Genomic DNA, 21,439 nt, shown 5'->3' with positions numbered 1-21,439 from the left:
CTTTGTTTTGGCGGTAACGTCTTCAAGGCTCATGTGACCAGCTGCGGACCCAAAGTGGTGATGGGCAGGTAAACCCTCAACTCTCATTGGTCTCCCGTACTTGTGTGCACCGTTTTATTGCACTTTCGGGCTGTTTCGGCTGGTCTTGGTCATCGCTTGCGTTATTACCAAAGAAGCGCATTTTTCGATCAATCGCAGAATCAGGAATAAACCTGTGTTTCAATCCTTCTTTCCGAAACCAAAGCTGTTCTTCCTGTCCGCCGCTATTTGGGCCATGGCCGCGGTTCTCATCTGGTACGGTTTTGCCAGCGATCTCGGCGAGACGCTCGGTTTTGGAACGGATCCGGAAGGGCCGCCGCCGATTGATCTAACCTACTTCGTCACACCGACCTTCCTCTGGTTCTACACGTATTACGCCTTCTTCACCGTGGTGTTCGGCGGTTTCTGGTGGGTGTTTTCACGCGATCACCGTTGGCATCTCTGGTCGGTCTGGGGTTCCTCGCTGATCATTTTCATGACCTATTTCTCGGTTCAGGTCTCCGTCGCGATCAACAACTGGCGCCGTCCGTTTGGCGACACGCTTCAAAATGCGCTTGAAGGCGATAAGGGCGTCGTTGCCAGCGACTTCTACATTCTGATGCTGATGTTCGCGCAGATTGCTGGCCTCTCCATGGGCATGTTTGTGCTGAACCGTTTCTTTGTCAGCCACTACATTTTCCGCTGGCGTACGGCGATGAACGACTATTACGTCGCCAAATGGAAAAACGTTCGCCACATTGAAGGGGCCTCGCAGCGTATTCAGGAAGACACAATGCGTTTTGCGTCCATCATGGAAGGCCTCGGCGTCTCCATGATCGATGCGGTCATGACCCTGATTGCGTTCTTGCCCGTGCTGTTTTCGCTCTCAGGTTATGTCAGCACGCTGCCAATCGTTGGCGAAATACCGGCACCGCTTTTCACGGCGGCGATTGTCTGGTCCCTGTTCGGAACAGTGCTGCTGGCGGTCGTGGGGATCAAGCTGCCCGGGCTGGAGTTTCACAATCAGCGCGTGGAAGCGGCCTATCGTAAGGAGCTTGTCTATGGCGAGGATCATGAACACAGGGCACAGCCGCTTACTCTGACCGAACTCTTCAGCAACGTACGGCGGAACTATTTTAGGCTCTATTTCCACTATCTCTATTTCAACCTCGCCAGAGGCTTTTACATTCAGGCCGACAACCTGTTCACCTATTTCATTCTGGTGCCGACGATTGTGGCTGGCACAATCACCTACGGTATCGTCCAGCAGATCCTGACCGCATTCGGCCAGGTGTCGAACTCGTTCCAGTATCTTGTGAACTCCTGGTCGACGATCATCGAACTGCTGTCGATCTATAAACGTCTGAAGGGCTTCGAGGTGTCGATTGCCGAGAGGGAGCGCATGACGCCCGAAGAAGTGGCCAAGATGCTGGAGGAAAAAGAAGCAAGGCTCTGACGGCTTGGCCGGGGATCCGTAAAAACAGCCCAGATGGATTGCAAAGCCAGCGTTGGCGCTGGATACTGATGGCACCGGCTGACGGCGAACCTGTCGTGTCAGTCCGGCCTCACCTTGTCCGCCACCTCCCGTGGACTGCCCACGCGTCGTGCGTCGCCCTTTTTTCTCCTTTCGATCTTCGGACCTGTGGGTCGGAGGAGCTCTTTTGTTTGTCAGGTCCCGGATGTCCTACATGCCGCTTTCAAGCCTGAAATCCCGCTTCTCTGGCCAGCCGGCCCCCACCGGCATGACCCGGCAGGCTCCGCTCCTCGGGATTTCGCTGAAGGTGGCCTCGACGCTTATCTTTTTTGTCATGGCCACCGCTCTGAAGATCGCCGCGGAGACCGTGCCGATCGGGCAGCTGGTGTTTGTTCGGAATTTTTTCGGCCTGTTTCCCGTGCTGCTGATGGTGGCAATGCGTGGGGAGTTGGGACTGGCCTTTCAGACGCAGAACCCGCGCGGACACCTGATCCGGGCGACCATCGGTCTGTCGGCCATGGTCTGCATGTTCACGGCGCTGTCGCTGCTGCCGCTTCCGGATGCCACCGCCATCGGCTTTGCAACGCCGCTATTTGTGGTTGTTCTGGCGTTTTTCCTGCTGGGCGAACAGGTCCGGATCTATCGCTGGAGCGCGGTCGGGGTCGGTTTTGTCGGGATCCTGGTGGTGCTGTCGCCACATCTCGGCGAGGCTCATCTTGACGGCCCATCGACCTTCGGCGCGGCAATCGGCGTGTTGGGGGCCGGGTTTGCGGCGCTGGCCATGATCACGGTGCGCAAGCTTTGCGAGACCGAACGCACCTCGACCATCGTTACATGGTTCGCCGGCGCCTCCACGTTGCTGGCGCTGCTGACCCTGCCGCTCGGGCTCATGCTGCCGGGGCAGGCCTGGGTGCTGCCGGACGCACCAACGGCAGGTCTCCTGGTCCTGATCGGACTGGCCGGCGGCGTCGGTCAGATATTGCTGACCCAGAGCTATCGCTTCGCCGATGCGTCGACCATCGCACCGTTCGATTATGTCAACATGCTCTGGGCGATCATCATCGGCTGGCTGGTGTTTTCCGAAACGCCGGTTGGCGAAGTGGTTCTGGGAGCGCTGATCGTGATCGCGGCCGGGATCTTCGTCATCTACCGCGAACACAAGCTGGGCCTCGACCGCACCAAGGCCCGCAGGGCGTCAACGCCGTCGCGGTCGTAATGGGCAGACCAACCTCTCTCTTGTCATCCCGGTTTGACGCGAAGCGGCAAGACCGGGATCCAGTAGCCCCGGCACCGGCTGGAGCCGCTGGCGCTCGTGTTTACTGGGTCCCGGACTTGGCTGCGCCAATCCGGGAGGACAAGGGAGAGGGATTTTGTCTGCCACCCTACTGCGGCTTGTATTCAAACCGTTCGACCTGGCTCTTGGTGCCGTCCGGGAAAATGAGCTGAACGCTGATCGACTGGGTCGAGCCGGCCGGCCGTTCCAGATAGGGCTTGTCCTTCAGGACCGCGTTCGGATTGTCCGGGTTGCACGCTTCCAGTTCCCACTCCTGGTCGATCGGGCCGTCATTGAGGCCGTAAAAGACATAGTCGATCCCGCATTTCCAGGATTCCAGGTGGGTGAAATAGATCAGCTCCTGGCCCTGCCAGTCGCGAAAGGCGACCCAGTTGGCCTTGGTCAGGTCAAGGATCTGCTTGATCTGCTCCGGTGGCATGCCCTGCGCGGAGGCCGGTGCGGCGATAGCGGCAGACGAAAGGGCGAGGCCGAGGCAAAGGGCTGTCGATTTCAGAAATTGCATGAAACAGTCTCCGTGGAACGCGGACAGGCTCTAAAAAGCCTTGAAGGTGATGATCGTCTTGGTGTCCTGGATGCCGTCGATCGGGTGCACCTTTTCATTGACGAAATGGCCGATATCAGCGCCGTTATCGACATAGAACTTCACCAACAGGTCATAGTCGCCACTGGTCGAATAGACTTCGGACGCAATCTCCGCATCGGCAATCGCATTGGCGACCTGGTAGGTCTTGCCCAACTGGCATTTGATCATCACGAAAAACGGTATCATGCGGTGCTCCGGAATTGCTGTTCCAAATGATGCCCATGGACATCGCCTATCTGGGCGTTTCAGTCAATCGTTGAACGCCAGGCCGGCAAGACGGAAAGCCGCACTTGCAATCGCCCGTGTCGCTTGTTAACCGTGCAGGCGTCTCATGGGGGTGCCCGGCCATTCCGGATCGGGCTGAGAGGCAGCCTGCCAACTCCTTGAACCTGATCCGGCTGATACCGGCGGAGGGACTTGAGATCATGACACTTTCCATCGCTGCCACCACGCAATCGCTGACGCCCGAAACGGTTTACGGACTGCTTGAAAAGGTCAGACGGCAACAGCCGCGCGTTCATGCCATCACCAATGCGGTGGCCCAGGCCTTCACGGCCAACACGCTGCTGGCGCTTGGTGCTGTTCCGTCAATGACGCTTGCGCCGGACGAGGTCGCAGGATTTGCGGCAAGCGCAGACGCATTGCTGGTCAATCTTGGCACGCTGGATGAAACCCGGCGTGCCGCCATTCCCCTGGCGATCGAGGCTGCCTGCGCTGCCGGAAGACCGGTCTGTATCGATCCGGTCTTTGTGGACAGGTCTCCGTCACGCTGTGCCTTTGCGCTGACCCTGATGGCTTCCCGGCCGGATCTCGTGCGCCTGAATACGGCGGAACTCGAGGCCCTGTTTCCGGAAAGGGCAAAGGCGGACGCGCTGATTGCCGGTGGAACGGTTTTGGCCGTGACGGGCGCGGAAGACAAGATCGAGAGCGAAGGCGAGGATTTCCGTCTGTTGAACGGACACCCGCTCATGAGTCGCGTCACGGCGACAGGCTGCGCCGGCGGGGCGGTTCTGGCCGCCTTCTGCGCCGTGGAGGGCGACAAGGCGCTGGCGGCGGCCTGCGGCCTCTCCGTCTTCAATATTGCCGGTGAGCTGGCTGCCATGCGGGCCGGCGGGCCCGGCAGTCTGGTTCCGGAATTGCTCGATGCGCTATACGGCCTCTGCTTGCGCGATATCGAGACACGACTCCAGTCTGCCTGACTTCAATTGCAATCACATCCCGGGAGATGCAGATGACCGCCATTGCGGTAACCATTGCAGGGTCCGACAGCGGCGGTGGCGCCGGTGTCCAGGCCGACCTGAAAGCCTTTTCTGCAAACGGTGTTTACGGCGCCAGCGTGCTGACCGCGCTGACGGCCCAGAACACGCTTGGCGTCAGCGCCATTCACGACGTGCCGCTGGAGTTTGTGCGGGCGCAGATCGATGCGGTCTATTCCGATCTGGCCGTCAAGGCGACCAAGATCGGCATGCTGTCGCGCGTGGACACCATTCAGGCCGTGGCCGAAGGGCTGAAAGCCCACGCCCCCGGGCCCGTTGTGCTGGATCCTGTCATGGTGGCCGCCTCCGGCGATCCGCTGCTCGCCGACAGTGCCGTTGCGACGCTGATGGCCGAACTGGTGCCGCTGGCCGACATCATCACGCCGAACCTTCATGAAGCCGCCCGCATGCTGGAAACCGGCCTTGCGGGTGATGAAGCGGGCATGAAGGCTCAGGCCGAGAAACTGCTGGGGCTGGGCGCAAAGGCTGTTCTGATCAAGGGCGGGCACGGTGAAGGCGCAGAGAGTGCGGACCTGCTGCTGACCAGAGACGGGACGTCCTATTGGCTGCGCGACAGGCGGATCGACACCGGCAACACCCACGGCACCGGCTGCACCCTGTCGTCGACCATCGCGGCCGGCCTTGCCAAGGGGCTTTCGATGGCTCAGGCGGTTGCCGATGCCAAGGCTTATATCCAGGCCGCGATCGCGGCCGCAGACACGCTTCAGATCGGCAGCGGGCATGGCCCCGTGCACCATTTCCACGGCTATTGGAGCAAGTGAGATGAACAAGACGAGTGGCCAAAGGACACAGGTGAACCGCCGCGCCTTGCTTGGTGCGACAGCGGCCGGAGCAGCCGGTCTGGCAGCGCCAGCTGTTGCTCAGGAACAGGCAACGCTGGAATGGAAGCTGGTCACCTCCTGGCCGAAGAACCTGCCGGGTCCCGGCATCACCGCGCAGCGAATTGCAGACCAGATCGAGCTGATGTCGGGTGGCCGCATGCGTGTGCGCCTGTTTGCCGCCGGAGAACTGGTGCCTGCACTGGGCGTATTCGATGCCGTCTCGGCCGGCACAGCCCAGATGGCCCATACGGCTTCCTTCTTCTGGCAGGGCAAGATCCCGGCCTCGGTCTATTTCACGGCCGTACCCTTCGGTCTCCTGCCGCATGAACATATTGCCTGGATCGAGCAGGGCGGCGGGCAGGCGCTCTGGGACGAACTCTATGCACCGTTTGGTCTGAAGCCGGTCATGGCAGGCAATACGGGCGTCCAGATGGGCGGCTGGTACAAGCGCGAGATCACGGGCCTTAACGATCTCAAAGGGCTGAAGATCCGCATGCCGGGCCTCGGGGGTGAGGTGATGCGCCGTCTCGGCGCCACGCCGGTCAGCCTGCCGCCGGGTGAATTGTTCCAGGCCCTGCAGAGCGGTGTTCTGGATGCGACCGAATTCCTGGGGCCCTGGTCGGATCGCGCGATGGGGTTTCAGAAGGTCGCGCACAACTACTATTCGCCTGGGTTCCACGAGCCGAACGGCACGGGCGAGGCCCTCTTCAACAAGACTGCGCTGGACGGGTTGCCGGAGGAGCTGAGGACCATCGTGCTGGAAGCCTGCCGGGCCGAGAACGGTCGGGCGCTGGCGGAAAGCGACTGGCAGAACGCCGGCAGCCTGAAACTGCTGCAGGAGGAGGACGGCGTGACCGTGCGCCCTTATCCGGAACCGGTTCTGGCCGCGCTCAGGCAAACGGCTACTGACGTTCTGGCTGAATTCGCGGAAAAGGATCCGCTGGCCGGGCGCATCCAGGAAAGCCATCAGGCGGCACGGGAGCGCCTGGCCCCGTGGAGCAGCATCGCCATGCGCAGTTTTATGGCGGCGCGGGACGCCTAGGCAGTCGACGGTATGACCGGCAGCGCGCAAAAAAACGCGGTGCCGGTGTCGCCGTCCTTCGCCCCCATCCTCGCTGTGGCTCCTGACATTTTTCCACTGGCTCGTTGGTTCAGCGCCGTCACAGGTGTTGGGGCAAAGGGCTGCCGTAAAGTCATTTCATCGGTGATTTTACCGAGGGACTTCAGGGTATTTGTCCAACAACCTACCCGTGTTCCCTAACGACACGTGTGGCAAAGCCGCAACGTTCAATGGCTAATTTACGTTATCGGAAGCTGGTATTTTTTCTGCCTCTTTTTTGGGCAAAAGAGTCAACTTGTGTCGATCATGTGACGAAGTGTCTCTGAACTTGTCGATTTTTGGGTGATGAGCGGACGTTCACCCGAAACCTAAGGGAATTTCCTGACTATATTGCAATGCAGCAAGCGATTTTCTGCCGGTGCCGGGCCCCAATATTGTGTTGAAACCGGGCGCCTTCTCCGGGAATTCTGTCATCAGTTGTCATGAATCACCCAGCGGGAAGGGGATGGGAGGAAACACCATGTCGTGGGCAAACAAAAAAACAGTTCTATTTGCGTCGACCGCGGTCGCGCTATCCATGGTTGCAGGCGCAGCGCATGCGGGCGGTTTCGCCCTGCGTGAGCAGAGCTCCTACTATCAGGGCATGTCATTTGCCGGTTACGGCACAACGGGCGGTGGCATTTCGTCCATGTACTGGAACCCGGCTTCGTTGATGGGGGCGCAGCAGGGCCTGACAGTCGAGGCGCATAACACGGGGCTGTTCCCGGTGTCAGAGATCAACGGAACCTTGTCAGGTGGCTTTCTGGGAACTTCTTCCGTCGGCAGTGGCGACATCGCGTCCGACGCCTTCATCCCGGCGTCCTATGCGGCGTACCGGCTGAATGACCAGGTCATCTTCGGCGTCGGCATCAACGCCCCGTTCGGTCTCTCCACCAAACCGGACTTCAACTGGGCGGGGCAGTTCTATTCCCGCTCCTCGTCCGTGTTCTCGATGAACGTCAACCCGGCGCTCGCGTTGCAGATCAACGAGATGGTGTCGATCGCGGTCGGTGTTCAGGTCCAGTACCTGAAAGTCTCACTGAAATCCGCTGACGCCACGTCTGGTGCCGGCTTCCCGCGCTCGAACGAAATCAAGGGCGACGATGTCGGCTTCGGTGTCACTGCCGGTCTGACCGTGCGTCCGTGGGAAGGTACCGAAATCGGCATCGGCTATCGCTCCGGCGTTGGTCATGACCTTGATGGCGACCTGATCGTGGGCGGTGTCACCAGCGCGATCGGCCTTGGCGTCGTGACGCCGGACATGGTCAACATCTCTGCGCGTCAGAAGATCACCGACAAGATCCGCGTTCTGGGAACGGTCGAATGGACCAACTGGAGCCGTCTGAAGTCACCGCGCGCAATCTCCGACACCAGTGGAGCGGCACTGACCACGCTGCATTTCAACTATGATGACGGCTGGTTCTTCTCGCTCGGTGGTGAATATGACTTCAACGATCAGCTGACCCTTCGGGCCGGTCTCGGCTACGAGATCTCGCCGATCGACGAAGACATCCGTTCCACCCGCCTGCCGGACAACAATCGCTGGTGGCTGTCCGCCGGTGCGACCTATGACTTCAACAAGCATATGTCGTTCGATCTGGGCTACACCCACATCATTCCGGAATCGACCAAGATCAACATTGCTCCGGGTCACCAGGACTACAATGCCACCTTCGGCACCTACACCGCCGATGTTGACAGCCACGTCAACATCATCTCCGCATCGCTGCGCTACAAGTTCTAAGACCAGCTCAGCAGCGTCTTGACGAGAGGCCGGGGCATTGCTCCGGCCTTTTGTGTGTGGTTGCGAGGATTTCATCGTCGGCACGGATTGCTGCTGAACCGGTATCAGCAGGCGGATTGTTACAACTTGAACTATATTTTTTTACCGCGCCCCAAGCCTAGCCAAGGAATGAGAAAAGAGTTATCGTTAATCTTTTAGGTAAAGACGATGCCGTATAAGCCTTTTTACGCAGCTGTTTTTCTACTTGGTGCAACAGTTGGTGCATTGCACGGCCTATCGCTTTCCCCCGTTTCATCGGCTGTCTTGCAAATCCTGGGTACGATTGCGGCAAGTGCTGTTGGTCTGGTCGCCGGAACCGGGCGAAAACTGCCGACAGCCATCGTGTTGCGTCAGACCTTGCCGGCGCTAACTGCAATTATTTTTGCCGTTCTGGCGGGCTATTGGGCCGGTTGGGGCGTAACGAAATTGTATCTGGCCGATAGCTACAGGCTTTCCGCAGAACTTGCCGACTTGAGCTCCAAACAGAAAGTGGATGCTTATCGACTGATCGCTATCGGTCGGGCTGTCGGCGTCCCGAAAGCAGTCAGCGAGGCACGGATTTCGCAGTTGGCGCTCAATCCGGAGGCGCTGCGCGTACGTCGACTTGACCGGCAGGAAGAAACGCGCGCGATTGCGCGCCTTGCGCTGGAGGCGGGGAATTGCAAACGAACTGCGCCAGAGGCTTATGTCGAAACACTGGATGAGATTGCGAAGCTTGATGATGATGCCCGGAAGGTGATCACGAGGTTTTCGGGAAACAAATGGGTCATGCAGTATCTTGATCTTCGAATGAACACTCTGTTGATCCCGCTGCCCGAGAACGCACCCGATTTTAATTCTTTGATGACCGCTGCAGGCTGCAACCTCAACGAAAAGGCTCGGAGACAGATCGCTGCGCTTGAGCGAACGCTTAAAAACGAGCCCACAACCATCGAAGGCGAAATCAGAAGAATTCTGGCAAATACGCCAGATGTTTCAAGTGAATCCCTTCTCCGAGACCCGGGGGTTGAAAATGAGGCATTTTAGCAAAAGCGCCGTTTTGGTTGTCGTGCTCATGTTTGCTCTTGCAGAACAAGCGGCGGCGCAGGGGCAACTCTCCCAACCGACCTTCTCCAACTCCTATGATCAAGCCAGGTTTAAGTCTCTTGTCGGTGACACTTTCGGCTACGCGCTGCAAAACGGGCCGGAGACCTTCGATTACGTTCCAATGGAAGTGAAAACTGCGAAGCTCTATGATGAGTTCCAGAATTCGGTTGTCTCAAGGTGGGCGCTAGATTGGAATGAAAGTGACTGGGCGGGATATTTGGACCGTTTGGAAGGCGTGGGGTTCGGGCCACCTTCTGGCGTGGATCAGCAGCCAATTGATCCGGACGCGGCAACGGGCACCTACCAGGATCCCGATACCGGAAATACCGGTTGGAACCAGCGTGTGAAGGCTTCGGAAAAAGCAAAGAGGTCGGCCGGACTGTTAACCTGCAAAGCAGCGATCGCAGCGCTCCATGAACGTGTTTGCCAAGACACGAAAAAATGCGATCTGGAAGAGGAATACAAAAGCAGCTGTGTGACGAAGCATAGCAACGTCGATGACGCGAAATCCTGTGTTGCCGTGGTGTCTGACTACGGAACCGCGTGTTACTCCGGTCAAGGACTGAAGGATTTCAATTACACTTCGCTAAGCGGTGGTGGCACTTCTGAACAGCCATTGTGCAACGTCGCATCCTTTTCGCATGTCGGCCAGATTGCATTCGCGACAGCCGGCCATTGCGTAAAGGATCACGAGCTTACCAGTGGATTTCATCGCAAGTACGCTGTGGAGCAAAGGTTTACAAAGACAGACGACGGACCATTTCATGCATCAGGAGATTTCAGTTTCTTGGAGTCAGACGATGCATTGGCTTTCCTGCAAGGTGATGCTTACCCCTTGAGTACAGGACAGGCCCGGGAGTTTGTCCCAACCATTTTTGCAGGCAACAATAGCCTCGCACTGTTGGCCAACGAGGTGAGTAAACTAAATGAACTCCCGGAAGAGTTTGCCCTTTACTGGATTGATTCAAGTGCATTGTGCACAGTTGTTCAGTACGATGGGGGCACTGGCGAAATGCTGCACACTTGCCAGACAACCAGGGGCGCAAGCGGTGGAATTCTGGTGCAAAAGCACGAGGATGCAGTTGTTGTTGTCGGGGTGAATACCGGGCCGAGCGATGAAGATCACAACACGACAAACATGGCGCAATTCGCGAGTGGTAGCGCCTTTCAGAACTGATTGCGAACGTTCGGTCGGAGCCGGAGCCTGAATGCTGGCTTCTGGTGGGCGAGAATGATCGGCTCCGATAGTCGAGGAGGTTCTTTGCTGAATTTGTCGAAGCGACTTTCCTTTCAGAAAGAACAGCCCCGAGAGGCGGTCCACGCGTGATGTGTCAGGGAGGGCCGCAGGCCCGCGTCGCATCTGCATTCCGGGATACCCATTGGAAATATGGCTTGCCAGTGATGGCGGGGTTTCCTAGGGTGTCGCGAAGGTCAATTTAAACAACGGGAGGGCACCAGCTGAGCATGCGCATCAAACGCCTCCTTCAGCATGGTCCCCGCTACGCCCTGTGAATACGTTTGCAGGGCTGGCCAGAGAACACCCTTCGACGGTCGGTTCATAAGCCGCATCGCGGCGCTACCCGTTTGACCCGAGTTTCCAATGACTGTCATCAATCTCAATGCTGTGGGCATGACCCTTGGCGAGTCTCTGTTTCGCGACCTCAACCTGACAATTTCCAAATCCGACCGCATTGGCCTGGTGGCCGCCAACGGTCGCGGCAAGTCCACTTTGTTGGCATGTCTGGCCGGTGACCTGGACCAGACCGCTGGGGAGATCACATGGTCCAGAGGCCTGCGTGTCGGCCTTGTTCGCCAGATCCTGCCACCAGAAGCCCTAACCGTCTCCCTTTATGACTGGGTGAAAACCGCACTGCCTGCCGACCAGGCCGAATACGAAACCTGGCGGGTGGATGTGGTGCTCGACGAATTGCAGGTGCCTTTTGACCTTCAGCATCGGTTGCTGGGGCAGCTCAGCGGCGGCTGGCAGCGGACAGCCATGTTGGCAGCGGCCTGGATCAAGGAGCCGGACGTCCTGCTGCTGGATGAGCCAACCAACCATCTCGACCTGAGCCGTATTGCTCTGCTTGAGGCCTGGCTTTCGGAGATACGCAGTGACGTTTCGCTCGTCGTGACGTCCCATGACAGGGCGTTTCTTGATGCGGTGACAAACCGGACCCTGTTTCTCAGACCCGAGCACTCGCGGGTGTTTCCGTTGCCGTTCAGCGAGGCGCGCGCCGTCCTGAGACAGGAAGACGCGGCGGCGGAACGGCAACAGGCCAACGACATGAACAAGGCCCGGCAGTTGCGGCGGCAGGCTGCGAAGCTGAAAAATGTAGGCATAAATTCCGGGTCCGATCTGCTCCTGACCAAGACAAAACAGCTGAAGGAGCGCGCCGACAAGCTCGAGGCGGCCGCCAGGCCGGTGCACCGGGAGCAATCGGCCGGTGATATCAGGCTTGCCAATAGCGGCACCCACGCAAAGGCTCTGGTGACGCTGGATGATGTTGAGGTCAAGACGCCGGATGGGCGCCTGCTGTACAGGACCGGCAAGAAATATCTGGTTCGCGGGGATCGCGTCGTCCTGCTGGGCACAAACGGCACGGGCAAGACGCAACTGATCAAGGCGGTACAGCGGGCCCTGGCGGGCCAGGAGACAACCGTGAAATGCGCCCCGTCCGTCGTCGCCGCCTATTCCGACCAGCATCTGAGCCAGCTGGACGACGAGGAGACGCCGCTTGGCGCGGTCACGGGCCAGTTCAGCATCGGCGACACGCGGGCGCGCGCCGTTCTGGCGGGCGCCGGCGTCACTATCCAGATGCAGGGCACCAGAATTGGGGCGCTGTCAGGCGGGCAGAAGGCACGATTGGCCATGTTGATGCTTCGCTTGAAGCAACCGAATTTCTACCTGCTTGACGAGCCGACCAACCATCTCGATATCGAGGGGCAGGAAGCGCTCGAGGCGGAGCTGATCAACCACGGCGTTTCCTGTCTTCTCGTCAGTCATGACCGCAGTTTCCTGCGCAATGTCGGCAACCGCTTCTGGTGGATCAACAATCGAAAGCTTGAGGAGATCGATAGTCCCGAGGCCTATTTGAGCGACGAAATGAGGGCGGGGTAATAAGGCGGAGATCTTGCCCGGCAGCAGAGAGTTGAAGGGAATGCCGTTCTGGGCAAGCCGGCGGCAGACGTCGGCGAGGAACGTGGTTTTCGGTATGTCGGGATTGGTGCGGTGGGCGATTGTTCCAGCGTCTTGCCGGCGATCCGGCAGATCCGGTTTAGCCAATTGACTGCGGTCGGAACGAGATGTGTGACCCGTCCGTTTCGGGCTCTCAAGTTGGGTGTTCACTGGTATTCGACCCAGTCTGAGGCGCTGCCATTCTTTGCGGTTCGACCGAAGGTCCGCTGAGGGCGGGAAGCGGGCTTTCGTTGCGGGTTGAGCAGAGGTCCGATATTGGTTTACCTTGAACGAGTTAGATTACTAAATCGTCTTGTCGGCTAATTCGCCCAACCGAGAACGTCTCGGATGACCGACCACCTTGGCTCCGCAACCGCATCCCGGCGACCCTCAATCCAGTATTGTTCCAGTTCCTCAATACCGCCGGACTCCCGTTCTATGAGGAGCCATGTATTCAGGGCTTTCAACACCAGCGGGCTTTGCTTCGATGTTAGGTAGACCATAGGGACGCGCGTCACGGGTCTTGGCACGACAACCGAAAAACGTGGATACAACAGTGTCCAGGCCGCGCCTTCTTCAGCCGTATCGATGAAGGCATCTGCCCCGGCACCACCGCTTTCAAAATACGATCGCTGCGCCTCGAGATCTTCCAGGGAGACAAAATCGACATCCGGCAAATTGGTTTCGGCGGCCCTCGGAAACGCATGATAACTTCCGACTGCGAGTGTGAGACCGTCCGTTTCAAGTATTTTCGACCATGTCTCGACAGCTTTGCGTCGTTCGTCCGGGACAACCAGCGCAAGCGTTGCGATCCCCACAGGCTCTGATTGCAGCGTCTCTGCTGTCCGATCCAGTGAAACGGCGGTGGAATTAAAGACAGCATCACAATAGCCGCTGTCGAGTTTGGCTGCCGCGGTATCGATCCGGCCAAGTGGGAGGAACTCCGGTGTTAGACGAGAGCGCTGTGCAAATCGAAGCGCCATTTCGATGTCGAAGCCCACCAATTGGTTGTCGCTGTTGAAAAAGGACAGTGGGTAGTTGCCTGGAATGTAACAGATCCGGATTGTGCCGGAGGTTGCGATATCTTCATAGGGCCTCGGAGCACCTGGAGATGATGCTTCCGGTTCTCCAATGTGTACCACCGCGTCCGTTTCGGGACCCAGCAGTCTTGCTTCGGACAGAACGTCGGCTGCCGTATAGGGCACAACGATGTAATTCGAGTAGACCAGCCGGAAGCCCAGCAGCAGTGCAATCGCGATCAAAACGCCCGGAAGCAAAGTCTTGAACAAAACCGGAAACCGAAACCAGATCTGATTTTGCAGCGCGAAAGTTCCAATCAGAGCGATCGTCGCATAGTGCATAACGCCGACAAGGGACGACAACCGGCTGCCAACAAAGTCGATGGACAAAAACACGCTGAACAGACTTGGCGGAAGATCGACAAGATCGAGCGTGAACGGGATCGAAATTGCCGTGCCACCGAACAGACTGGCAATCCCGCCAAGGATCATGACCGCGTATTGCGATACTTCAATAGGGGTGCCGATGTACCACCCTCCAAAAACGATAAATCCAAGGGCAAGAACATTTCCGATTGTCGGGAAGCTATAAAAGGTGGGGATCAAAACATCCACGGAGGACTGTACTTCCCGCTCTTCATCGGCTTCGTCCTGCGAAAGCAGCCTAGGGCGCTCGGACACAGACGCTTCGATCAACCGTTTGCAGGCATCTGCAAGCATCGGGAGAACCACGAGCGTGCTTCCGGTCGCAAAGGCCGTCAGCATGGGCGCGCGCAGGGCACGCAACATCTCCAAATGTCTTAGCGGCGTCACACTTGAAACAACGGCGGGAAGGAGCCAAAGCGCTGTAATGACTGCAAGTGCAGCGGACACGACGACATGAACCTGCAATCTGAACAGGTCTTCGGCGCTGACCGTGCCGGCGAGGGCTGCGACAAGAGCAAAAACACCGATTGGAGACAACCGCGAGACGACACCAGTGACCTTTGACAAGGTATCACCCAGGACCAACAAAGGGTCTATGATCAGCTCCCGCCGGGGCGTGACCGTCAGTGCCAAGCCGATAAAAATACTGAACACCACAACTGCCGGCACGATCGCATTGGCCATCGCATGGAACGGGTTGGAGGGAATGAACAGCAAAAGAAAATCAACGGGCGTTCCCGCCTCAAGGGACGATTTCTGAAACAGCGATCTTTGCGGCCAGTCCGGGTAGGCCAATGGCATTGCCAGAACAAGGCAGATACCAAGCAACCAAAGTAGACCTAGCACACCGCCGCCACTGCGGGCCAGTTTTCCAATCTCGACGATCTCGAGGCGGCCCAAACCTGTGATGAGCGCCACCATGATGTAGGGTATGACCGTGATTTGCAGGAGCCTAATAAACGCCGTTCCAACAAAGTTCAGTGGCGCTGCAAGTTCCCCCAGAAAGAGACCTGTGACGAGGCCGGCGACCAAACCAATCAAGACCTGAAGGGCAAGATCAATTCTGGCTAGACGCATGGGTTTCTTACCATTTTCTTTCGCAAGACAAGATGCACGTCAAGTGCTTATGCCGGGGTTGCGGAATCGAGTCATAGGGTAACCTAAGCGCGTTTGGGGGGAAGAGTCACGGTGCTGGGAATAGGTCCCAATGCATTGGCGCTAGGGCAGGCGATTGCGGCAATCGCTTTTTGTACTGTCGGTCTCGTTAGGTGATGCCTTCGCATAGGCGCGTGGTAGCCAATTGCAGAATCAGGCCGAAGTTTCAAGCGTGACACATTTCTCCGCAACGGTTGGCGATGAGCCAACACCCCGCTGCCGGGTGGAGAGCATATTGGCGCATTCCTGACCTAAGTTGTTTTGATCTTTATCGCGTGATTTTGGTGCCTCACGGTGGTTGGTTCTTGACCTGTCCAGCGCAGAGCTTCTGTTTAGTGGAATGAATTGAAAGCAGCCGTTGTTTCAAACGGACTTTCACTGCATCAAACCACACGGCAGCTCAGGGCCATTAATGCCCGCACCCAGGTGCAACTTCGATGTCCGCTTTGCTGTTTCAACGACAAAACCTCGCAGTCCGCTCCCGGCCCCTTCGCAGACGTCGCCATGTGCAATCGACGTCTGTGGCTCTCCCCCTCAAAACGCCGCCGGATAGAGCCCGCCATCCATCAGGATGTTCTGCCCGGTGATGTAGCCCGCGTGGCGCGAGCACAGGAAGGCGCAGGTCTGACCGAATTCCTCCGCATTGCCGAAGCGTTTGGCAGGGATGCCGGCTGCCTGTTCGGCGCGGACGTCGTCGAGGCTCCGGCCGGTCTGTTCAGCCGTGCGCGTGAAGCCGCCCTTCAGCCGGTCGGTGTCCATCTTGCCCGGCAACAGGTTGTTGATGGTGATGCCGTGCGGGGCAAGCTGGCGGCAGACACCCGCCAGAAAGGCCGTCAGGCCGGCGCGCGCGCCGCTCGACAGGTCGAGACCCTCGATCGGCATCTTGACCGACAGCGAGGTGATGTTGACGACACGGCCGAAACCACGTGCCTTCATGCCGGGCGTTACCGCCTGGATCAGCTCAACCGGAGTCACGAAATTCTGGATCGCACCGCTGATCAGCGCCTCGCGATCAAGCTCGGTATAGTCCTTGCGGGGCGGGCCACCGTTGTTGTTGACCAGAATGTCGGGGTCGGGACAGGCGGCAAGCAGGGCCTGTTGGCCTGACTGGGTCGAGACATCGGCCGCAACAGCGGTGACCTCAACGCCGTAGCGGGTCTCCAGTGCCACCCGTGTCTCCGCCAGAACAGCTTCGTCGCGCCCGTTCAGGACGACGGAACAGCCGGCTTCGGCGAGTGCCTCGGCGCAACCCCGGCCGAGCCCGCGGCTGGATGCGCAGATGATTGCTTTTTTGCCCTTCAGTCCAAGGTCCATGGAATGTCTCCCGTCAGATCAATTTGAGCGTCTTTGTGGACGCTCAGGTCGCGCAGTGTCAAACGGGAAGCTGCTACAGGCCTGCCGCTGAGACATCGCGATGTAAATCCGGCGCGTGTCCACGTATTAATCATGAAGGCGGAAAACAAAATCAGAGAAGGAAGACGGCTTAATTGTCATAATAGTGATACTTGAATCGCGTCTATAGCGCCCCAATAGGAATTTGGAGAATTGCCATGTCGACCGCCGAGGGATCGCGGCATTACCGGGCATTGTTTCTGTCAGACGTTCATCTTGGCACGCGCGGCTGCCAGGCGGAGATGCTGCTCGACTTTCTGAAGGATCACGATGCCGAGACCATCTATCTGGTCGGCGACATCGCCGATGGCTGGCGCCTGAAGCGGTCCTGGTACTGGCCGCAGCTGCACAATGATGTGGTTCAGAAAATTCTGCGCAAGGGCCGCAAGGGAGCCCGGATCATCTATATCCCCGGCAATCACGACGAGTTCCTGCGCAGTTTTCTCGGTACCCATTTCGGCGGCGTCGAGGTGACCGACAGCATCATTCACGAGGCCGCCAACGGCAAGCGTTACCTGGTGATCCACGGCGATCAGTTCGATGTTGTTATCCGGCACGCCAAGTGGCTGGCCTTTTTCGGCGACAAGGCATACGTGACCGCCCTTGGCATCAACACCTGGGTCAATTTTGTGCGCAGGAACCTTGGACTGACTTACTGGTCCCTGTCCGCCTGGGCGAAGCTGAAGGTGAAAAACGCCGTAAGTTTCATCGGGCGGTTCGAAGAGGCGCTGTCTGACGAAGCGCGCCGGCAGGGTGTTGACGGTGTGATCTGCGGTCACATCCACCACGCGGCCGACAGGGATCTCGACGGGATCCACTATATCAATACGGGTGACTGGGTAGAGAGTTGTACTGCGGTCGCCGAACACCATGATGGCACGTTTGAGGTGATCAGATGGGTGGACAAGACCCAGACGAAAGCGGTGCGGCCGAAATCCAAGGAAGCACCGGTCGCCGCATGAGTTCCATTCTTATCGTGACGGACGCCTGGCATCCGCAAATCAACGGTGTGGTCCGCTCGCTGGAACGCACCGCGGAAGAGCTTGAGGCCATCGGTGTCAGGGTCGAAGTCCTGTCGCCGCAGGAATTCAAGACCCTGCCGTGTCCGACCTATCCAGAAATCAGGCTGTCCCTGACCCATCGCGGCATCGTTCGGCGCAAGATCGAAGAGTATGGCTGCGAGCATCTTCACATTGCAACAGAAGGGCCGCTGGGCCTGCTGGCCGCCAGTGTTGCGAAAAAGACCGGGCGTCCGTTCACGACCAGCTACCACACCCGGTTTCCCGAATATGTTTCCGCGCGCCTGCCGGTTCCCCTGGCCTGGTCCTACAGCTGGCTGCGGCGGTTCCACAATGCCGGCTGTGGCTGCATGGTGGCCACGCGCTCGCTGGAACAGGACTTGCGGGATCGCGGTTTCAACAACCTGATGCGCTGGTCCCGGGGCGTCGACGAGCAGCTTTTCAAGCCCTATGAGGGCTCGGTTCTGCCTGAAGAGTTGCCGCGCCCCGTTTTCATGTATGTCGGGCGGGTTGCCGTTGAAAAGAACATCAAGGCCTTCCTGGATCTCGACCTTCCAGGATCGATGGTGGTCGTCGGCGACGGGCCGCAACTGGACAGTCTGCGCCGCGAGTATGCAAAGGTGCATTTCACGGGAGCCAAGGTGGGCGAGGAGCTTGCCCGCCACTATGCCGATGCGGACGTGTTTGTCTTTCCCTCGCTGACCGACACCTTTGGAAATGTGATGCTGGAAGCGCTCGCCTGCGGTGTTCCGGTCGCGGCCTATCCGGTCATGGGGCCGCTTGACGTGATTGGTGACACCGGTGCCGGCGTGCTGTCCGAAGATCTTCGCGAGGCCGCGATCGCCTCTTTGGACATTCCCCGCGATCATTGCCGGAAAATCGCCCTGAATTACACATGGGCCGCCAGCGCGCGTCAGTTCCTGGACAATTGCATCGAGGCACGGGACATCTACAACAGCGTCCACGGCGACGCCAAGGCCGCCGAGTAACAGGCGGCTGGTGCCGTGTTCGCAAACGGCTAAATTGACACCCGGACAATTTCCTGCTGGCGCGGTCCGCTCTCCTGTGAAATTTCTTGCTGAATGCCAGCCCCAGGTGGCGGGCCTGTTGTTCGCGTGCCCAGGCATGCGAATGGCTGTTTTCTGTTTCAGACCCAAGAAAGAGCCCACATGACGGACCTCCACTCCCAAGTCGTTGAAACGTCTCCTGCGGCGGTGTCGATCGATGACATCCGCGCTGCGGCCGAGCGCATCCGTGGTGAAGCGGTGGTGACACCGGTCCTGCGGCATCCGGCTCTGGATGCAGCGGTTGGCGCGACCGTTCTGATCAAGCCCGAGAACCTTCAGCGCAGCGGATCCTTCAAGTTCCGAGGCGCCTTCAACCGCCTCAACATGATCCCGGCGGCGGATCGTCCGCGGGGCGTTGTTGCCTGTTCTTCCGGCAACCATGCCCAGGGTGTGGCGGCAGGTGCGCAGTTGCTCGGCATGCCGGCCACCATCGTCATGCCCGCAGATGCGCCCGCGATCAAGCTGGAGCGGACGCGTGGTTTCGGGGCAGAGGTCGTGACTTACGATCGGGCTACGGAAGACCGGGACGAGATCGCTGCGGCACTGTGCCGCGACAGCGGCGCGACCTTCGTTCATCCCTTTGACGACGCCGGCGTGATTGCCGGCCAGGGCACTGTTGGCCTTGAACTGGCCCGTCAGGCAAAAGACCTTGGCCTGGCGCTCGACGACGTGTGTGCCTGCACCGGGGGAGGCGGTCTGTCGAGCGGCATCGCGCTGGCTCTTTCGGAAGTGTCGACCAAGACCCGGTTTCACACGGTCGAACCGGCGGGTTTCGACGATTACAAACGCTCGCTTGACGCAGGGGAGCGCTTGAGCAACGTGGAAAAGTCCGGTTCGGTCTGCGACGCGCTCTTGTCCGAAACGCCCGGGGAAATCGGTTTTTCGATACTGAAGCAGCTGGCCGGAGACGGGCTTATCGTGACCGACAAGGAAGCCCTTGCTGCCGTCGCCTTTGCCTTCACCGAGCTGAAGCTCGTTGTGGAACCGGGTGGGGCAGTGGCTCTGGCCGCGCTGCTCTCCGGCAAACTGCCAGTTGCCGGCAAGACGGTTGGTGTCGTCTTGACCGGTGGCAATATTGATCCACAGATGCTGATGACGGCGCTTGCCCGTTAACGCTCTCTTAGAGCCTCTTTTGTAGAGCGGAAGTGAAGGCGGATTATCTGCAACCGGGAGTGGGGTTCCGGGGAATGCACCGTCTTCAATTCGTCGAGACGGGACGAACGGAATGCAGGGCCTGAGCAAGGATGGTCTGCGCTGAATGCAGGCGATCCGCTTCTCCTAACATCGCCGGGACGTGACCGTGACGCTGCTTTGGCGCCGGCAAATCTGCGCGACCTCGAGCACAGGTCGCCAGAGGTGCGGAGCAGCGTGTGCACAAATGAGTTAAGAGGCTTCAATGCAACACACCAGTTTGAAGGACCGGCTGACATTCTTCCGGTATGAGGAAGAAGACCGCGCCCTGGCGCGATCTCTTTGGCCGCTGATCAAGTCTGCCTTGCCCCAGGTTCTTCAGGACTTTTATGCCCACGTCAAAACCGTGCCGCATCTGGCGGACCTTGTCGGCGAACAGCAATCCCGTCTGGTGGCCGCACAGATGGCCCATTGGGAAGGTTTGTTTTCCGATGGACCGGACGCTGCCTATGAGGAACGTGCCGTCCGGATAGGACTGGCGCATGTGCGCATCGGGCTGGATCCCAGCTGGTACATCGGCGGCTACTCGTTTGTGCTGACCCGCATGAGCGACCTGTTGATGAAGAAGCGCTTCCTGTCGAATGCCAAGCGCAGCCGGGCGCTGGCGCTCCTGAACAAGCTGATCATGCTCGACATGGACCTCGCCATTTCGACGTATCACGACAAGATGGTTTCGGAGGCCGTTGCGCGAGAGGAAGGGCTCAAATCCGCCATCCAGGAATTCCAGGACACGCTCGGCGGCACAATCGGCGCGCTTCGCTCAGCCTCGGACGAACTGGATACCTCCTTCGGCAGCCTGAGCCGCGAGACGGAAGAGATCAGCTCCCGGATCGTCGCCATGGACAGTTCATCCGGGGAAACGGCCAGCGGTGTCCAGTCAAGCGCCACGGCCACGGAAGAAATGACGGCGTCCATCAGCGAGATCGGACGGCAGGCGGGGCAGTCCCGCGAAATGGCGATTAAGGCCGTAGAAGGCGCGCGCAATACGAATGAATCCATGACGGAACTGGCACGCTTTGCCGAGCAGGTGGGCTCGGTGATCGGCCTCATTTCCGACATCGCAGCGCAAACCAATCTGCTTGCACTCAATGCCACGATCGAGGCAGCACGGGCAGGCGAGATGGGCAAGGGGTTTGCCGTCGTTGCCTCGGAAGTCAAGGAACTGGCCAGCCAGACCACCAAGGCGACGGAAGACATTACGGAGCAGATCGCCAGCATCCAGCAGGCGACCCAGCAATCGGCGCAGGATATCGACGGAATCACCACGATCATCGGCGAACTGTCGGAAATTGCGACGGGCATTGCTTCGGCCGTGGAACAGCAGGCCGCCGCCACGGCGGAGATTTCCTCCTCCGTGCAGCTGGCTGCCCAGGGCACCCAGGCGGTCACCGACGAAATCACGGCGGTGCGTGGTTCCGTGGAGACAGTTGGCGGTTCGGTCGGGTCGATCCGAAGCCTGTCGACGTCCCTGAAAAGCCAGGCAGATCACCTGGGGCTTCAGGCCGACCAGTTCTTCGACAGGATCAACGGCTGATCCAGGATCGCTGACGGAATTGACCT

The 21,439-nt window shown here is 58.9% G+C and carries 17 protein-coding genes and 1 riboswitch; of the genes, 13 read left to right on the top strand and 4 right to left on the bottom strand.

The genetic code is table 11. The features are described from left to right. Positions 1–214: 214 nt before the first annotated feature. On the top strand, positions 215–1,474 hold the full coding sequence (gene sbmA / locus ACO6TG_RS05390) for a peptide antibiotic transporter SbmA (RefSeq protein ID WP_422377229.1): 1,260 nt from the start codon (positions 215–217) through the stop codon (positions 1,472–1,474). Between the two features lie 232 nt (positions 1,475–1,706). Then, entirely contained in the window at positions 1,707–2,708 is a 1,002-nt protein-coding gene (locus tag ACO6TG_RS05385) for a DMT family transporter (RefSeq protein WP_422377228.1), read from the top strand. 166 nt (positions 2,709–2,874) lie between these two features. On the opposite strand, the gene ACO6TG_RS05380 is transcribed toward ACO6TG_RS05385, so the two are convergent. Both ACO6TG_RS05380 and ACO6TG_RS05375 read right to left on the bottom strand, forming a co-directional pair. Continuing rightward, positions 2,875–3,288: a hypothetical protein gene (locus ACO6TG_RS05380; RefSeq protein WP_422377227.1), complete on the bottom strand. Its 414-nt coding sequence runs from the start codon at positions 3,286–3,288 to the stop codon at positions 2,875–2,877. Positions 3,289–3,318: 30 nt separating this feature from the next. Next, a complete protein-coding gene (locus ACO6TG_RS05375) occupies positions 3,319–3,555 on the bottom strand; it encodes an Lrp/AsnC ligand binding domain-containing protein (RefSeq protein WP_094071534.1) in 237 nt (78 codons plus the stop codon). A gap of 137 nt (positions 3,556–3,692) precedes the next feature. Then, positions 3,693–3,803, top strand: a riboswitch (TPP riboswitch). Here ACO6TG_RS05375 and ACO6TG_RS05370 point away from each other — a divergent pair. From ACO6TG_RS05370 to ACO6TG_RS05340, 7 genes are all read left to right on the top strand, one after another. Further along, the gene (locus tag ACO6TG_RS05370) at positions 3,795–4,568 is read left to right on the top strand and encodes a hydroxyethylthiazole kinase (protein WP_422377226.1); all 774 of its coding nucleotides are present in this window, start codon (positions 3,795–3,797) and stop codon (positions 4,566–4,568) included. Its footprint overlaps the riboswitch before it by 9 nt. Positions 4,569–4,600: 32 nt before the next feature. Continuing rightward, positions 4,601–5,407 (top strand): bifunctional hydroxymethylpyrimidine kinase/phosphomethylpyrimidine kinase, encoded by an 807-nt coding sequence (gene thiD / locus ACO6TG_RS05365; protein ID WP_422377225.1) that lies wholly within the window; start codon positions 4,601–4,603, stop codon positions 5,405–5,407. Between the two features lies 1 nt (position 5,408). Beyond that, positions 5,409–6,509 carry a TRAP transporter substrate-binding protein gene (locus ACO6TG_RS05360; protein ID WP_422377224.1) on the top strand — a complete coding sequence of 367 codons (1,101 nt, stop codon included), beginning with the start codon at positions 5,409–5,411 and terminating at the stop codon, positions 6,507–6,509. Between the two features lie 538 nt (positions 6,510–7,047). Further along, on the top strand, positions 7,048–8,310 hold the full coding sequence (locus ACO6TG_RS05355; RefSeq protein ID WP_422377223.1) for an OmpP1/FadL family transporter: 1,263 nt from the start codon (positions 7,048–7,050) through the stop codon (positions 8,308–8,310). Positions 8,311–8,517: 207 nt separating this feature from the next. After that, complete coding sequence (locus ACO6TG_RS05350; protein ID WP_422377222.1) at positions 8,518–9,375, top strand: hypothetical protein; 858 nt, start codon at positions 8,518–8,520, stop codon at positions 9,373–9,375. After that, positions 9,362–10,612, top strand: coding sequence for a hypothetical protein (locus ACO6TG_RS05345; RefSeq protein ID WP_422377221.1), 1,251 nt, complete (start codon positions 9,362–9,364; stop codon positions 10,610–10,612). Before ACO6TG_RS05350 ends, ACO6TG_RS05345 begins: the two co-directional genes overlap by 14 nt. Positions 10,613–11,035: 423 nt before the next feature. Beyond that, positions 11,036–12,553: an ABC-F family ATP-binding cassette domain-containing protein gene (locus ACO6TG_RS05340; protein ID WP_422377220.1), complete on the top strand. Its 1,518-nt coding sequence runs from the start codon at positions 11,036–11,038 to the stop codon at positions 12,551–12,553. Between the two features lie 377 nt (positions 12,554–12,930). Here the strand turns inward: ACO6TG_RS05340 and ACO6TG_RS05335 are convergent, their stop codons facing one another. After that, positions 12,931–15,132, bottom strand: coding sequence for a cation:dicarboxylate symporter family transporter (locus ACO6TG_RS05335; protein ID WP_422377219.1), 2,202 nt, complete (start codon positions 15,130–15,132; stop codon positions 12,931–12,933). A 612-nt stretch (positions 15,133–15,744) separates the two neighbouring features. Continuing rightward, positions 15,745–16,524: an SDR family oxidoreductase gene (locus ACO6TG_RS05330; RefSeq protein ID WP_422377218.1), complete on the bottom strand. Its 780-nt coding sequence runs from the start codon at positions 16,522–16,524 to the stop codon at positions 15,745–15,747. Positions 16,525–16,760: 236 nt separating this feature from the next. On the opposite strand from ACO6TG_RS05330, the gene ACO6TG_RS05325 reads away from it, so the two are divergent. The 4 genes from ACO6TG_RS05325 (at position 16,761) to ACO6TG_RS05310 (ending at position 21,413) form a co-directional block, all read left to right on the top strand. Then, entirely contained in the window at positions 16,761–17,564 is an 804-nt protein-coding gene (locus ACO6TG_RS05325) for a UDP-2,3-diacylglucosamine diphosphatase (RefSeq protein ID WP_094071529.1), read from the top strand. Beyond that, a complete protein-coding gene (locus tag ACO6TG_RS05320; protein ID WP_422377217.1) occupies positions 17,561–18,610 on the top strand; it encodes a glycosyltransferase family 4 protein in 1,050 nt (349 codons plus the stop codon). The genes ACO6TG_RS05325 and ACO6TG_RS05320 overlap by 4 nt, the downstream gene beginning before the upstream one ends. 180 nt (positions 18,611–18,790) lie before the next feature. Further along, the gene (locus ACO6TG_RS05315) at positions 18,791–19,801 is read left to right on the top strand and encodes a threonine ammonia-lyase (RefSeq protein WP_422377216.1); all 1,011 of its coding nucleotides are present in this window, start codon (positions 18,791–18,793) and stop codon (positions 19,799–19,801) included. A gap of 283 nt (positions 19,802–20,084) precedes the next feature. Further along, positions 20,085–21,413 carry a protoglobin domain-containing protein gene (locus tag ACO6TG_RS05310; protein ID WP_422377215.1) on the top strand — a complete coding sequence of 443 codons (1,329 nt, stop codon included), beginning with the start codon at positions 20,085–20,087 and terminating at the stop codon, positions 21,411–21,413. Positions 21,414–21,439: the final 26 nt, after the last annotated feature.

It is taken from the genome of Roseibium sp. (genome assembly GCF_965233565.1).
Lineage (GTDB): Bacteria > Pseudomonadota > Alphaproteobacteria > Rhizobiales > Stappiaceae > Roseibium.
Note: the sequence above shows the minus strand (reverse complement) of the source record. Positions and strands in the feature narration are given on the sequence as shown.

What these genes read in the sequence shown, in the direction of transcription:
- ACO6TG_RS05385 (WP_422377228.1), top strand. Translation starts at nt 1,707, where the DNA reads ATGCCGCTTTCAAGCCTGAAATCCCGCTTCTCTGGCCAGCCGGCCCCC.
- ACO6TG_RS05380 (WP_422377227.1), bottom strand. Translation starts at nt 3,288, where the DNA reads ATGCAATTTCTGAAATCGACAGCCCTTTGCCTCGGCCTCGCCCTTTCG.
- ACO6TG_RS05375 (WP_094071534.1), bottom strand. Translation starts at nt 3,555, where the DNA reads ATGATACCGTTTTTCGTGATGATCAAATGCCAGTTGGGCAAGACCTAC.
- ACO6TG_RS05370 (WP_422377226.1), top strand. Translation starts at nt 3,795, where the DNA reads ATGACACTTTCCATCGCTGCCACCACGCAATCGCTGACGCCCGAAACG.
- thiD (WP_422377225.1), top strand. Translation starts at nt 4,601, where the DNA reads ATGACCGCCATTGCGGTAACCATTGCAGGGTCCGACAGCGGCGGTGGC.
- ACO6TG_RS05360 (WP_422377224.1), top strand. Translation starts at nt 5,409, where the DNA reads ATGAACAAGACGAGTGGCCAAAGGACACAGGTGAACCGCCGCGCCTTG.
- ACO6TG_RS05355 (WP_422377223.1), top strand. Translation starts at nt 7,048, where the DNA reads ATGTCGTGGGCAAACAAAAAAACAGTTCTATTTGCGTCGACCGCGGTC.
- ACO6TG_RS05350 (WP_422377222.1), top strand. Translation starts at nt 8,518, where the DNA reads ATGCCGTATAAGCCTTTTTACGCAGCTGTTTTTCTACTTGGTGCAACA.
- ACO6TG_RS05345 (WP_422377221.1), top strand. Translation starts at nt 9,362, where the DNA reads ATGAGGCATTTTAGCAAAAGCGCCGTTTTGGTTGTCGTGCTCATGTTT.
- ACO6TG_RS05340 (WP_422377220.1), top strand. Translation starts at nt 11,036, where the DNA reads ATGACTGTCATCAATCTCAATGCTGTGGGCATGACCCTTGGCGAGTCT.
- ACO6TG_RS05335 (WP_422377219.1), bottom strand. Translation starts at nt 15,132, where the DNA reads ATGCGTCTAGCCAGAATTGATCTTGCCCTTCAGGTCTTGATTGGTTTG.
- ACO6TG_RS05330 (WP_422377218.1), bottom strand. Translation starts at nt 16,524, where the DNA reads ATGGACCTTGGACTGAAGGGCAAAAAAGCAATCATCTGCGCATCCAGC.
- ACO6TG_RS05325 (WP_094071529.1), top strand. Translation starts at nt 16,761, where the DNA reads ATGTCGACCGCCGAGGGATCGCGGCATTACCGGGCATTGTTTCTGTCA.
- ACO6TG_RS05320 (WP_422377217.1), top strand. Translation starts at nt 17,561, where the DNA reads ATGAGTTCCATTCTTATCGTGACGGACGCCTGGCATCCGCAAATCAAC.
- ACO6TG_RS05315 (WP_422377216.1), top strand. Translation starts at nt 18,791, where the DNA reads ATGACGGACCTCCACTCCCAAGTCGTTGAAACGTCTCCTGCGGCGGTG.
- ACO6TG_RS05310 (WP_422377215.1), top strand. Translation starts at nt 20,085, where the DNA reads ATGCAACACACCAGTTTGAAGGACCGGCTGACATTCTTCCGGTATGAG.